Annotated in this window: 14 protein-coding genes and 1 pseudogene; 6 read left to right on the top strand and 9 right to left on the bottom strand. The window is 43.0% G+C overall.

The annotated features are described in order from the left end of the window. The 4 genes and pseudogenes from B3014_RS14815 to B3014_RS14800 form a co-directional block, all read right to left on the bottom strand. Positions 1-225 (bottom strand): annotated as a pseudogene (locus B3014_RS14815) (cytochrome b); the annotation flags it as partial. Continuing rightward, positions 225-821 (bottom strand): ubiquinol-cytochrome c reductase iron-sulfur subunit, encoded by a 597-nt coding sequence (gene petA / locus B3014_RS14810; RefSeq protein ID WP_286305699.1) that lies wholly within the window; start codon positions 819-821, stop codon positions 225-227. The gene petA and the pseudogene B3014_RS14815, both read right to left, overlap by 1 nt. A gap of 184 nt (positions 822-1,005) precedes the next feature. Next, the gene (locus tag B3014_RS14805; RefSeq protein ID WP_286305698.1) at positions 1,006-1,449 is read right to left on the bottom strand and encodes a plastocyanin/azurin family copper-binding protein; all 444 of its coding nucleotides are present in this window, start codon (positions 1,447-1,449) and stop codon (positions 1,006-1,008) included. 201 nt (positions 1,450-1,650) lie between these two features. Then, positions 1,651-3,420: an ABCB family ABC transporter ATP-binding protein/permease gene (locus tag B3014_RS14800; protein WP_289244551.1), complete on the bottom strand. Its 1,770-nt coding sequence runs from the start codon at positions 3,418-3,420 to the stop codon at positions 1,651-1,653. A 158-nt stretch (positions 3,421-3,578) separates the two neighbouring features. Between B3014_RS14800 and B3014_RS14795 the strand changes: the two genes are divergently transcribed. The 6 genes from B3014_RS14795 (at position 3,579) to nadA (ending at position 8,075) form a co-directional block, all read left to right on the top strand. Then, a complete protein-coding gene (locus tag B3014_RS14795) occupies positions 3,579-3,851 on the top strand; it encodes an FmdB family zinc ribbon protein (protein ID WP_286305697.1) in 273 nt (90 codons plus the stop codon). Between the two features lie 25 nt (positions 3,852-3,876). Further along, positions 3,877-4,515, top strand: a complete 639-nt coding sequence (locus tag B3014_RS14790) for a DUF502 domain-containing protein (protein WP_289244552.1) — start codon at positions 3,877-3,879, stop codon at positions 4,513-4,515. A 76-nt stretch (positions 4,516-4,591) separates the two neighbouring features. Continuing rightward, positions 4,592-6,373 carry an aspartate--tRNA ligase gene (aspS, locus tag B3014_RS14785; protein WP_286305695.1) on the top strand — a complete coding sequence of 594 codons (1,782 nt, stop codon included), beginning with the start codon at positions 4,592-4,594 and terminating at the stop codon, positions 6,371-6,373. 16 nt (positions 6,374-6,389) lie between these two features. Next, positions 6,390-6,590 carry a zinc-finger domain-containing protein gene (locus B3014_RS14780; RefSeq protein ID WP_286305694.1) on the top strand — a complete coding sequence of 67 codons (201 nt, stop codon included), beginning with the start codon at positions 6,390-6,392 and terminating at the stop codon, positions 6,588-6,590. Further along, positions 6,587-6,994: an 8-oxo-dGTP diphosphatase MutT gene (gene mutT, locus B3014_RS14775; protein WP_286305693.1), complete on the top strand. Its 408-nt coding sequence runs from the start codon at positions 6,587-6,589 to the stop codon at positions 6,992-6,994. The genes B3014_RS14780 and mutT overlap by 4 nt, the downstream gene beginning before the upstream one ends. Positions 6,995-6,998: 4 nt before the next feature. After that, the gene (nadA, locus tag B3014_RS14770) at positions 6,999-8,075 is read left to right on the top strand and encodes a quinolinate synthase NadA (protein WP_289244553.1); all 1,077 of its coding nucleotides are present in this window, start codon (positions 6,999-7,001) and stop codon (positions 8,073-8,075) included. Positions 8,076-8,077: 2 nt separating this feature from the next. Here nadA and yacG read toward each other — a convergent pair whose 3' ends face one another. The 5 genes from yacG to B3014_RS14745 all read right to left on the bottom strand — a co-directional run bounded on the left by yacG (position 8,078) and on the right by B3014_RS14745 (position 11,828). Next, positions 8,078-8,266: a DNA gyrase inhibitor YacG gene (yacG, locus tag B3014_RS14765; RefSeq protein WP_286305691.1), complete on the bottom strand. Its 189-nt coding sequence runs from the start codon at positions 8,264-8,266 to the stop codon at positions 8,078-8,080. 2 nt (positions 8,267-8,268) lie between these two features. Continuing rightward, positions 8,269-9,039 (bottom strand): cell division protein ZapD, encoded by a 771-nt coding sequence (zapD, locus tag B3014_RS14760; protein ID WP_286305689.1) that lies wholly within the window; start codon positions 9,037-9,039, stop codon positions 8,269-8,271. A 64-nt stretch (positions 9,040-9,103) separates the two neighbouring features. Further along, positions 9,104-9,712 (bottom strand): dephospho-CoA kinase, encoded by a 609-nt coding sequence (gene coaE, locus B3014_RS14755; RefSeq protein ID WP_289244554.1) that lies wholly within the window; start codon positions 9,710-9,712, stop codon positions 9,104-9,106. After that, positions 9,712-10,584 (bottom strand): prepilin peptidase, encoded by an 873-nt coding sequence (locus B3014_RS14750; protein WP_289244555.1) that lies wholly within the window; start codon positions 10,582-10,584, stop codon positions 9,712-9,714. The genes coaE and B3014_RS14750 overlap by 1 nt, the downstream gene beginning before the upstream one ends. A 2-nt stretch (positions 10,585-10,586) precedes the next feature. Then, positions 10,587-11,828, bottom strand: coding sequence for a type II secretion system F family protein (locus B3014_RS14745; RefSeq protein ID WP_289244556.1), 1,242 nt, complete (start codon positions 11,826-11,828; stop codon positions 10,587-10,589). Positions 11,829-11,830: the final 2 nt, after the last annotated feature.

Genomic DNA, 11,830 nt, shown 5'->3' with positions numbered 1-11,830 from the left:
CATGATGTATTCAACAGAAGCAAACGCTAAGGCTGCGTCAGGTTTGTAATTCATGGTTAGAAATATACCGGTGACAATCTGTATGACTAAAACCAGTAAAGCTAATGAACCAAAGAAGTACCAAAAATTAAAATTCTTTGGCGCATAATATTCAGAAAGATGCTCACGCCACATTTTTGATGCAGGGAAGCGGGCATCTACCCAGTTCATAAATCCGGAAAACATTACGCGGCTCCTTCTAAACTTTCACCTACAATCACTACATTGTCGCCTTCAAAATGATAAGGAGGCACGAGCATATTTTTCGGAGCAGGCATATTCTGGAAAACACGACCAGCGAGGTCATACTTTGAACCATGACATGGACAGAAGAAACCACCTTTCCAATCTTTGCCAAGATCTTCTGGTGCTAATTCTGGTCGGTATGTCGGGGAGCAGCCTAAATGTGTACAAATGCCAACAAGCACCATCAATTCATCTCGAATAGAGCGTGCTTCGTTTTGGCAATAAGAGGGTTGTTGACTAGCCATTTCACTATGAGGGTCGACGAGTTTCTCATCCAGAGAAACAAGCGTTTGGATAGTTTCTTCACTACGTCTGAAAATCCAGACAGGCTTTCCTTGCCACTCAACGGTCAATAACTGCCCTTTTTCTAACTTACTAATATCCACTTCAACGGGTGCACCGGCGGCCTGAGCCTTAGCACTAGGTAACATGGACGAAACAAATGGTACGGCAACGGCAACTGCACCAGCGCCACCAACAACACTGGCAGCTGCAGTCAGAAAACGCCTTTTGCCTGTATCGACATTGTGACTCATCGACGGAGTCCTCCCAGCTATCTGAAAATCTTTAAATTCTTTATTAACCGCACCAATTATTATTGTTCGATGACACGGTTAACTACAAAACTCATAAATATTATCATAGTACTGGAAGTAAATGATCAAAAAAGCCCGCCTAGAATTAGGCGGGCTTCTCATTTCAGAACGATTTTAGTCGATCTTATTTGACAGCTTTTTCAGCTTTTTTCACTAGACGTTTCAGAGCGCCTTTTGGTTTAGTTGCTTTGATAGCTTCTAAGTTTGTTGGTTCGCCGACAATGATGACACCACCCATGCCTGCACCCCAGTGAGGGTCACATTTATATAAGTAAACACCTTCTTTTGTTAATTCTGGTGTGGTGAAGTTTTCACCCATTTGTGAAGTCCAGCCGGTGGCGCCTTCTGGAATATATTCATGTTCACCGTCAGCTTGAACGAATTTTGTATTAGCGATATGTCCGTTCATGTTTTCGAAAGAAACAGTATCACCTGGTTGTACTTTAATAACCATTGGTTTGAAAGCTGTTACTTGAGCTGTCACAGTATGGTTTTCAGCCATTACAGAAGTCGACATTAAAGTAGCCGCAGTTAAAGTCGCAGCAATAAGTGATTTACCATATTTCATTTTTAATCCTCTTGTTTTATTGGGTTATTTGACCCAGTGCGATGCAAGTTTGGCACAACCAAACTGAACCGAAACTGAACGGGTATAAATCGTTATCTTGTTGTATGTATTGATTTATGTCGGTCAGAACCGCGCGACATACTAACCTGAGTTTTGTCAGAAAGTCCAAAAAAACTCATGGAAATGTGTCAAATAACCCGTTTACTCACGATGAGGTATTTCTCTGTAGTTTTGCTGGAGGCGCCACATGGATGCATAAACGCCATGTTGATGTAGGAGTTGCTGGTGTGTCCCTTGTTCTACAATCTGCCCTTTGTCTAGCACCAATATTTGATGCGCATCGACAATAGTGGAAAGTCTATGTGCAATAACCAGTGAGGTTTTGTTCGCACTGATATTGATGATTTCTTGCCCAATACGCTGCTCTGCATGACTATCAAGCGCTGAAGTGGCTTCATCAAAGCATAGGATTTCAGGCGCTTTTAGCAGTGTTCGTGCGATGGCGATACGCTGTTTCTCCCCCCCTGATAGCTTTAATCCTCGTTCACCTACAATGGTTTCGTACCCGTCTGGTAGATTATTAATAAAGTCATCTAAATTAGCTTGTTTTGCAGCCATAATGACTTGTTCATTGCTGGCTGAGGGCTTGCCGTAAGCAATGTTGTGATAAATCGTATCGTTGAATAAAACGGTGTCTTGAGGAACAACACCAATGTGCTTTCGTAAACTGTTTTGGCTAACCGTCTTTATATCTTGATTGTCTATTTCGATATGACCAACTTGTGGATCATAGAAGCGATAGAGTAGCCGGACAATAGTTGATTTTCCTGAACCACTGGGGCCGACGATAGCGAGTTTTTGTCCTGCTTTAGCTGTGAAATTGATATTTTTTAATATCATTCTATCGGCATGATAGGAAAAACTTACGTTAACAAATTTAATTTCTCCTGCATTCACATCAATCTCAACTGCATCCCTGCTGTCTGGTACCTCACGCTGTTGATCGAGCAAATTAAACATCCGTTCCATATCTGCCAGTGAGTGACGAATTTCTCTGTAGACAAAACCAAGAAAGCCCAGCGGCATATAGAGTTGGAGGAGGTAAGCATTGATGAGTACCAAATCACCAAGTGATAACTGAGCATTAACGACGCCTTGACCGGCAAGTAACATGAGAGCGGTCAGACCAGCAGAAATGATAATGCCTTGTCCGATATTTAATACCGATAACGATGTCTGATTATGTATGGCCGACTTTTCCCAGGAAGCCAGTTTTTCATCGTATTGAGACACTTCGAGAGTCTCATTGTTGAAGTATTTGACCGTTTCGTAATTCATCAGGCTGTCTATTGCCTGATTATTAGCTTGAGAGTCCATCTCATTCATTCTTCGACGATAACGCATTCGCCATTCAGTGATGATGAGTGTGTAGAAGATATATATGAGAATGGTGCTGGTGGTAATAATCGCAAAAATGCTGTCATAGTTGATAAGCAAGATGGCACTAACAAGGCCTATTTCTACCAGTGTTGGTAATATATTGAATATCATGAAGTTCATCAGAAAACTGATGCCTCGGCTACCACGCTCAATATCACGTGATATGCCCCCCGTCTGTCTCTGTAAGTGAAATTGCAAAGATAGATCGTGTAAGTGTGAGAGAATTTGTGTCGCTATTCGCCGAACCGAGCGAAATATTACTTTGGCAAACAGGGCGTCACGCAGCTCACTAAAAGCGCTGCTAGCAAAGCGTAAAAGACCATATGCAACCAGCATAAAAATGGGAAGGTAAATAATCTCTTGATGTTGAGGGTCTAGAGCATCAATGGCATGTTTCAGAGTAATAGGGACGGTTACGTTAGCCAATTTTGCTAGCGTCAGAAGGCCAAGTGCGAACAATACACGGCCTTTGAATTTCTTTAAAAAGGGAAGAAGTCGGCGTATGGCCTGCCAATCATTATGGGATCTCATCGATATAGTTTAGCGTATTAAAATACCCATGTTGAAAGTGAGCACGGCGGCAAGAGAACTTTTTAGTTATAATTAATGAGTTTAACTCTTGAAATGCGGTTTTCGAGACACTATTAAAAGTGGTCTCCAACATTTTTCTATAGTATGAGGAAGGAATAATGCCACTTTATGAATATCGCTGTGATGCCTGTGGACATGAGTTTGAAGCACTGCAAAAAATTAGTGATGAGCCCCTTGTGCATTGCCCGGCATGTGAACAAGCGCAGCTGCGTAAACTGGTATCAGCTTCAGGATTTCGCTTGAAAGGAGATGGCTGGTACGAGACTGACTTTAAAACAGGTAGTAAACGTAACTTAGCTGAGAGTGGGGCAAGCGATAGCGCAAAAAAGACTAGTGCAGCTGCATGCGGAACAGGCTGTGGCTGCCATTGATTGATACATTTTATTTAGAAAGTAAATGCGTAAATACCTGATAGCCGGATTACTTGTATGGATGCCCTTGGGTATCACCTTTTTAGTTATCCGCGCTATCGTGGGGTTTTTAGATCAAACATTATTACTATTACCTCATGTGTATCAGCCAGATAATTTATTAGGGTTTCACATCCCTGGATTAGGCGTTTTGTTAGCGGTTGTATTGGTGTTAGCAACCGGTATGATTGTTGCCAACTTATTAGGAAGACGTTTAGTTAATGCTTGGGAATCTTTGTTATCTAGGATTCCCTTAGTCAGAACACTATATGCTGGCATTAAACAGATATTAGAAGCAGTATTAACAACCGATGGTCAGTCATTTCGTCGTGTATTGTTAGTGGAATATCCAAGGAAAGGTGTCTGGAGCCTAGCCTTTATGACATCTGATCAGCTTGGTGAAGTACAAGAAAAAACACAATCTGAAGTGATGAGTGTGTTTATACCAACGACACCGAATCCCACCTCAGGATTTGTGCTGATGCTGCCGAAAGAGGATGTTATTGAGTTGGATATGACAGTCGAACAAGGCTTGAAAATGATTATCTCAATGGGGGTTGTTGTTCCAGATTGGAAGAAAGAACAATTGCACAAACAACAGGCCGACAACAAAAGCCTAAGTTAAATAAATTGATGGGTTCGAATTCAACTATTCAGAACTCAATTGCAAACTATAAAAATTTTAAAGATTGGAAGTTATTATGCGTAGCCATTATTGCGGCGAGGTAAATGAAACCCTCGAAGGTCAGTCAGTTTCTATTGTTGGCTGGATGCATCGTAGACGAGATCACGGTGGTGTCATTTTTATTGATTTACGGGACCGCGAAGGGTTAGTCCAGGTTGTTTGTAATCCTGAAGATGCTGATTGTTTTGCTCATGCTGAACGTGTAAGAAGTGAATATGTTCTGAAAATTGAGGGTATTGTTCAGCTCAGACCTGCCGGTAGTGATAATGCTGATTTGCGTAGCGGTAAGATTGAGATCATTGCTAAGAAACTTGAAATACTCAACGCATCAGAAACTCCTCCTTTCCCGTTGAATGAATTGCTGGACGTCAATGAAGATATTCGTCTGCGTTATCGTTATATCGATTTACGTCGTCCTGAAATGCAACAACGCTTACGTTTTCGTTCACAGATTACCCGTCAGTTACGTAGCTATCTCGACTCAAACGGCTTTTTAGATATTGAAACACCCATTCTGACAAAAGCTACACCAGAAGGGGCTCGTGATTACCTTGTACCTAGCCGTACCCATCAGGGTGAGTTCTTCGCGTTGCCGCAATCTCCCCAGCTTTTTAAGCAGTTGTTGATGATGTCAGGTATGGACCGCTATTACCAAGTTGTCCGTTGTTTCCGTGATGAAGATTTACGTGCGGATCGTCAACCTGAATTCACTCAGATTGATATTGAAACTTCTTTTGTTGAAGAAGAAGATTTCATGAACATGATGGAAGAAATGATTCGCAGTCTTTTTGCTAATGTGCTGGAAGAAGCCTTACCGAATCCTTTCCCAAGAATGACCTATGCTGAAGCCATGGATCGTTTTGGTAGTGATAAACCTGATCTGCGCATTCCGCTGGAATTGGTTGATGTCAGTGATTTAATGGGCGAAGTCGATTTTAAAGTCTTCTCTGCACCCGCTAATGATCCACGCGGTCGTGTGGCAGCTTTGAAAGTACCAGGTGGTAATAACCTGAGTCGTAAAGAAATTGATGACTACACGAAATATGTCAGCATTTATGGTGCTAAAGGGCTGGCTTATATCAAGGTAAATGATGCTGAGGCGGGACGCGAAGGCTTGCAGTCTCCGATTCTGAAGTTTTTACCTGATGAAGTTGTTTCTGCCATCATGCAGCGCGTTTCTGCCGAAACTGGCGATTTGGTCTTCTTCGGCGCTGATAAAGCCACCATCGTTAACGAGTCTCTGGGTGCATTGCGTGTCAAACTGGGCCATGATCTTAGTATGGTTGAACGTGGCTGGAAACCTTTATGGGTCGTCGCATTCCCTATGTTTGAATGGGATGAAAAGTCAGAACGCTGGCATGCGCTACATCATCCGTTTACAGCACCACGCGAATCGGATCTGGCCTTGTTAGATTCTGACCCAGAAAAATGTCTGTCACGTGCATATGACATGGTCTTGAATGGTACAGAGCTGGGCGGTGGGTCAATGCGTATTCATAAGACCGATGTTCAGCAAAAAGTATTTGAATTACTGGGTATTGATGAAGAAGAAGCACAGGATAAATTTGGCTTCTTATTAAATGCACTGAAATATGGCTGTCCTCCGCATGGCGGGCTGGCATTTGGTTTGGATCGCTTGGTCATGCTGATGACCGGAGCGGCATCTATTCGTGATGTCATGGCGTTCCCAAAAACACAATCAGCCAGTTGTCTATTAACTGATGCCCCTAGCCCTATTGATGATACGTTATTGAAAGAGCTGAACATTAGATTGAGGAAAAATCCACAGGCTGAATAGTTATCTAGGAGATCTTATGGGTGAACAAAATAGTGATAAATCGTGTGCTGAAAAACATTATTGGGTTCATCCTGACGATCTCCCTTTGAGCTGTCCCATGCCTGATATGCCGGTGTGGAATGCACACCCTCGGGTATATCTCGATATAGAAACGAAAGGTGAAGTCGCTTGCCCTTACTGTGGGGCGTTATTCACGCTCACGGGTCAGAATAAATGAGTCAAATACATGTGGCTGTCGCCGTTATTGTGCAGCAAAAAGAAGTGCTTATTGCGCTGCGTAAGCCTGACCAGCATCAGGGTAATTTATGGGAATTCCCCGGCGGTAAAGTCGAGTCGGGCGAGACGGTCCAGCAGGCTCTGACGCGAGAAATCAAAGAAGAATTAGCTATCGATATTCTCCGTGCTGAACCGCTTATAGAGCACAGTCATGATTATGGCGATAAGTCAGTATTACTGGACGTCTGGTGGATAGATGCTTTTGATGGAACGCCAACAGGGCATGAAGGTCAAACCATTAAATGGGTTGATATTGCAGCCCTCGATTATTACGAATTTCCAGCAGCCAATAAAATTATTGTGACAGCAATACAACAGCAATTGAATACCACACAGGCAGTTTAGAATTATGAGTTTAGCAGAAGCCATTCCTCAATCTCTTCAGTCAAAAATTGACTCAATCATCGACAATGTGGCGCCAACACCCTGGCTTTCAGAAGAAGAAAAAGCGGATTATATTGAGAAAATCAAACACCTGCTAAAAGAAAAAAATGCCGTGATGATTGCTCATTATTATGTTGACGATGAGCTGCAGGCTTTGGCTGAACAGACTGGCGGCTATGTGTCTGACTCTCTGGATATGGCTAATTTTGGTGCTAAGCATCCAGCTGATACATTAGTTGTTTGTGGTGTTCGCTTTATGGGGGAAACGGCAAAAATACTGAGTCCGGAAAAAACCGTGATTATGCCGACACTGGAAGCAGAATGTTCACTTGATCTGGGCTGTCCAATAGACGCCTTTAGTGAATTTTGTGACCAGCACCCTGATCGCACTGTGGTGGTTTATGCCAATACCAGTGTTGAAGTAAAAGCCCGTGCTGACTGGATTGTGACATCCAGTAACGCCATTCAGATTATTGAATCCTTGAAAGCCGACGGTAAAAAAATTATATGGGGTCCTGACCGCCATCTGGGTCAATATATCAAGAATAAAACCGATGCCGATATGTTGTTATGGCAAGGCCATTGCGTTGTTCATGACGAGTTTAAGCTGTATGAACTTGAACAACTTATGAAAAAATATCCTGAGGCAGAGGTGTTAGTGCATCCTGAGTCACCTGAGGCGGTGATTGCCAAGGCAGACTTTGTGGGTTCAACTAAACAAATTATTGCCGCGGGTAAAGCCTCAAAAGCGGATACGTTGATTATTGCTACGGATTACGGCTTGTTTTATAAAATGAGTCAGGCTGTTCCAGATAAACGTTTAATACCTGCGCCGACAGGTGGTAAAAGTGCTACGTGTAAAAGCTGTGCCCATTGTCCGTGGATGGCAATGAATACGCTTGTGAACTTACATAAGACATTGGTCGAGATGAATAATACGATTGAAGTCGATGAGGATGTTCGTCAAAAGGCACTGATTCCACTGAATCGAATGCTTAATTTTTCTTATGAACAAGGTATTTTGACTGCAGGTGATGCCTAAGGCTAGTGATAGTCTGAGTCATCATCATCCAGAGGGGTATTAACCGGAGGACCAGGAATTTTGTGTCCTTCAGAAGCCCATTCACCGAGGTCGATTAGCTTACAGCGTTCACTACAAAAGGGCTTCCAGATTTGATCTGCTTGCCAAGGAACTTGTTTACCACATTGTGGGCAGTTAACAATCGTTACCATGATTACATTGCACAACAGCTGAGTTTAAAGGGGATGCTTTCGAATGATTGTTGCGGTCGCTGTTGGATATCAAACAGCATGAAGCGCACAGTGAATCGATGTTTCCCTCCACTGACTTCAGGAAAATAGGCTTTATCACGTGGAATTTCAACCCGAATAAGCTGGTAAGGCTGATTTGAATCCAGACTACGTTGATAGAAGCCTGCTTCTGCCACTTCATCTCTAAACCCAACACTGCCACGGATAAGACGTAAGCTTAATTCCACTGCATTTCTGACCGAGATAAATTCATTCATCCAAAGCTGAAGTTGTTCTGAACGCGTCTCAGCGACAGTATGTTGTAGCCAGAAGTGGTAAGAAGGTAAATCAAATTCACAGGTACCGCCGGGAATACTGGAGCGCTGGCGAATACTGTATAAAAACTCATTGTCTCTTAGCTGCTGACCTAAGCCTGATTTCTGGATATGCAAAGCATCCAGGCTTTGATCGAGATCCGAAAGTAATGCATCTAATGCCTGCCGGTCCACTCCTGGCGTATTCTCAAGCGCTGAAAGATTGGCAATCAAGCGTTCGATCTCTTTCATTAATTCTTGTTTCATATCGCTACGCTCAAATACACTGAGCATGCTCAATATCCCATCCAATGCATCGCGATGATGCATTTCGGATTGGCCCTTCAATGCAGAATCAACACGTTTAAATAGAAATTCTAACCTCAGAAAGGTCCGAATTCGTTCATTGAGTGGTTGTTCAAAAATTATCGAATCTGACACGGGTCTTTTTTTATAACGGTAAGTGAATGAGGTTATTGTCCATGACTCTATGCTGGCAAGCAACTTAATGTGATTGGTCAGCAAACTTTAAGAAGAGTTCATGTAATTTAGCCACTTGATGAGCCAATGAATCTTTTGAATCATTATTATTAATAATATCATCGGCATGTTGCAAGCGTACTGCGCGGTCACATTGGTTTTTGATCATGGCTATAGCGGTTTCAGTAGAGAGCTTATCACGGCTGATTAAGCGCGCTAACTGTACATCTTCACTGACATCAATAACGCAAACTCGATCGACTTCTCTATGCAGACCTACTTCGATTAACAGCGGCACAGATAAAATACAATAAGCTGATGTTGCATGCTCCGCCTCACTGAACAATTGCTGACGAATGACAGGATGTAATATGGCTTCAAGTTGTTGTTTAGCAGCAGCTTCACGAAATATGCGTTCGCGGAGATAACGACGATTAATTTCACCATTATCCAATAAAACGGACTCTCCGAAAGTCTCAACGACTTCGTGATAACAACTTGAGTTTTTTACTAAAAGATTATGTGCAATCTTATCTGCATCAATTACATCAATCTGGTATTGGTCGTGAAAGAGATTAGTGATGGTCGATTTTCCACTGGCAACGCCACCAGTGAGGCCAACCTTAAATACCATTAAGCAAGTCCTGACCAATGAAGGTAAGTGCTGTTAATCGTATCTCCCCACACAAGAGCTATCCAGCCGGCAATGGCAAGATAAGGCCCAAATGGAATAGGAATATCACGCTGATGCTGCTTTAGTAGAATGAGTGTGACACCGATGACCGCGCCAACAAAGGATGATAATAAAACAATCATCGGCAACGCTTGCCAGCCCATCCAGGCACCTAGTGCTGCAAGAAGCTTAAAATCACCGTAGCCCATACCTTCTTTACCTGTGACTAGTCTAAACAGGTGATAGATACTCCAAAGTGATAGATAGCCTGCCACAGCGCCAATAACACTACTATTAAGATCAGTGTAAACCGTACCTAAGTTAAAAATTAATCCTAACCAGATGAGTGGAAGCGTAATTTTGTCAGGTAAGAGCTGATGATCGACATCAATAAACGTTAAAGCAAGCAGGGCCCAGCTAAGAAAAAGCCCGCCTATGGCATTCCAGTCAAAGCCAAACTGCCAAGCTATGGTGGCTGACATGCATGCTGATATAAGTTCGATAATGGGATAGCGTATAGATATCGGTGTTCGACATGCTTTACATTTACCACCTAATACTAAGTAGCTGATAACGGGAATATTTTCTAAAGCTGAGATGGCATGACCACAATGAGGACAAGCAGAGCGTGGTTTGGAAAGAGAGAAGGCGGTTTCAGGCTGACTACTGACTTCTCCAGTTAACTCAGCACACTGCTCGGCCCATTCGCGTTGCATAATAATAGGCAGACGATAAATAACGACATTCAGAAAACTGCCAACCAGTAGGCCAAGTATACTGGCTACAACTATCCAGGCGACTGGCGATACTGCCAGATAATCAATAATGGGCATGGTTAAATAGCTGCACCGAGTTTAAATATAGGAAGATACATCGCAATAACCAGAGTGCCGACAATACCACCCAAAAACACCATGATGAGAGGCTCTAACAGAGCCGTCATATTATCGACAGCATCATCCACTTCACTTTCAAAGAATTCGGCAACTTTCGCCAACATAGCATCCAATGAGCCGGACTCTTCACCGATAGCGACCATTTGTACAACCATATTAGGGAATAATTCGACATCAATCATGGCTTTGTTCAATTGTGTGCCGGTAGCAACATCATCACGCATAACCAGTGTTGCTTCACCAAAAACCACGTTACCGGTGGCGCCAGCAACGGAGGTCATTGCTTCTACCATCGGCACACCGGCTTTGAACATGGTTGAAAAAGTTCTGGCAAAGCGGGCGATAGCGGCTTTACGCATGATCTCACCCACAACAGGAATTTTAAGTAACATCCTGTCGAGGAAATGTTGAACCTTGCGTGAACGCTTACGAGATTCCATCGCGGCATAGATGGCACCGATAATGATGCCAAAAATTAACCACCATTTTTCCTGGAAAACTTCGGATACTCGGATGACTAACTTTGTTAGACCAGGCAGATCAGCCCCAAAGCCTTTGAAAAGTGACTCGAATTGGGGAATAACAAAAATCATCAGGATGGCCGTCACAATAAAGGCCACGACGACAATTGAGGCAGGGTAAACAAGGGCTTTTTTAATTTTAGCTTTTAAGGCCTCCGTTTTCTCCTGATAGGCTGCAATCTCATGTAACAACGTTTCCAATGCACCAGATTGCTCACCTGCATTAATGAGGTTGACATATAAATCATCAAAATGATGAGGGTATTTGGACAAGGATTCAGCCAGACTCGTGCCTGACTCGACATCAGCTTTAATGGCCAGAATCATTTCTTGCATACTACTGTTTTCGTGGCCTTCGCCGATAATTTGCAATGATTGCATTAGTGGCACACCTGAAGACATCATGGTGGCGAGCATTCGGCTGAATACAGCAATGTCAGACGGCTTGATTTTTGGTTTTCTTGGCGCGAATAGGTCTTTAGGTTTTTTGCGTACTTTTAACGGCGTAATCCCTTGGCGACGCAGATCCATTTTAGCCTGATTCAGATTTTCAGCACTGATCTGACCTTTAACTTTTCGGCCCTGTTTATTGGTTCCCTGCCAGAGAAAGATATCGGGTACTTTGACTTTTTTTGCTTTAGCCGCTTGTGCTTGAGCCACAT

Origin of the sequence: Methylophaga sp. UBA678 (assembly GCF_002299105.1) — a bacterium.
Taxonomy (GTDB): Bacteria; Pseudomonadota; Gammaproteobacteria; order Nitrosococcales; family Methylophagaceae; genus Methylophaga; species Methylophaga marina.
This window is presented reverse-complemented; position numbering and strand designations above follow the sequence as displayed.

Excerpts from the sequence above, each read along its gene's own strand:
- yacG (WP_286305691.1), bottom strand. The coding sequence starts at position 8,266 with ATGGTAACGATTGTTAACTGCCCACAATGTGGTAAACAAGTTCCTTGG.
- petA (WP_286305699.1), bottom strand. The coding sequence starts at position 821 with ATGAGTCACAATGTCGATACAGGCAAAAGGCGTTTTCTGACTGCAGCT.
- B3014_RS14780 (WP_286305694.1), top strand. The coding sequence starts at position 6,390 with ATGGGTGAACAAAATAGTGATAAATCGTGTGCTGAAAAACATTATTGG.
- B3014_RS14750 (WP_289244555.1), bottom strand. The coding sequence starts at position 10,584 with ATGCCCATTATTGATTATCTGGCAGTATCGCCAGTCGCCTGGATAGTT.
- B3014_RS14805 (WP_286305698.1), bottom strand. The coding sequence starts at position 1,449 with ATGAAATATGGTAAATCACTTATTGCTGCGACTTTAACTGCGGCTACT.
- mutT (WP_286305693.1), top strand. The coding sequence starts at position 6,587 with ATGAGTCAAATACATGTGGCTGTCGCCGTTATTGTGCAGCAAAAAGAA.
- aspS (WP_286305695.1), top strand. The coding sequence starts at position 4,592 with ATGCGTAGCCATTATTGCGGCGAGGTAAATGAAACCCTCGAAGGTCAG.
- B3014_RS14800 (WP_289244551.1), bottom strand. The coding sequence starts at position 3,420 with ATGAGATCCCATAATGATTGGCAGGCCATACGCCGACTTCTTCCCTTT.
- B3014_RS14795 (WP_286305697.1), top strand. The coding sequence starts at position 3,579 with ATGCCACTTTATGAATATCGCTGTGATGCCTGTGGACATGAGTTTGAA.
- B3014_RS14790 (WP_289244552.1), top strand. The coding sequence starts at position 3,877 with ATGCGTAAATACCTGATAGCCGGATTACTTGTATGGATGCCCTTGGGT.
- coaE (WP_289244554.1), bottom strand. The coding sequence starts at position 9,712 with ATGGTATTTAAGGTTGGCCTCACTGGTGGCGTTGCCAGTGGAAAATCG.
- nadA (WP_289244553.1), top strand. The coding sequence starts at position 6,999 with ATGAGTTTAGCAGAAGCCATTCCTCAATCTCTTCAGTCAAAAATTGAC.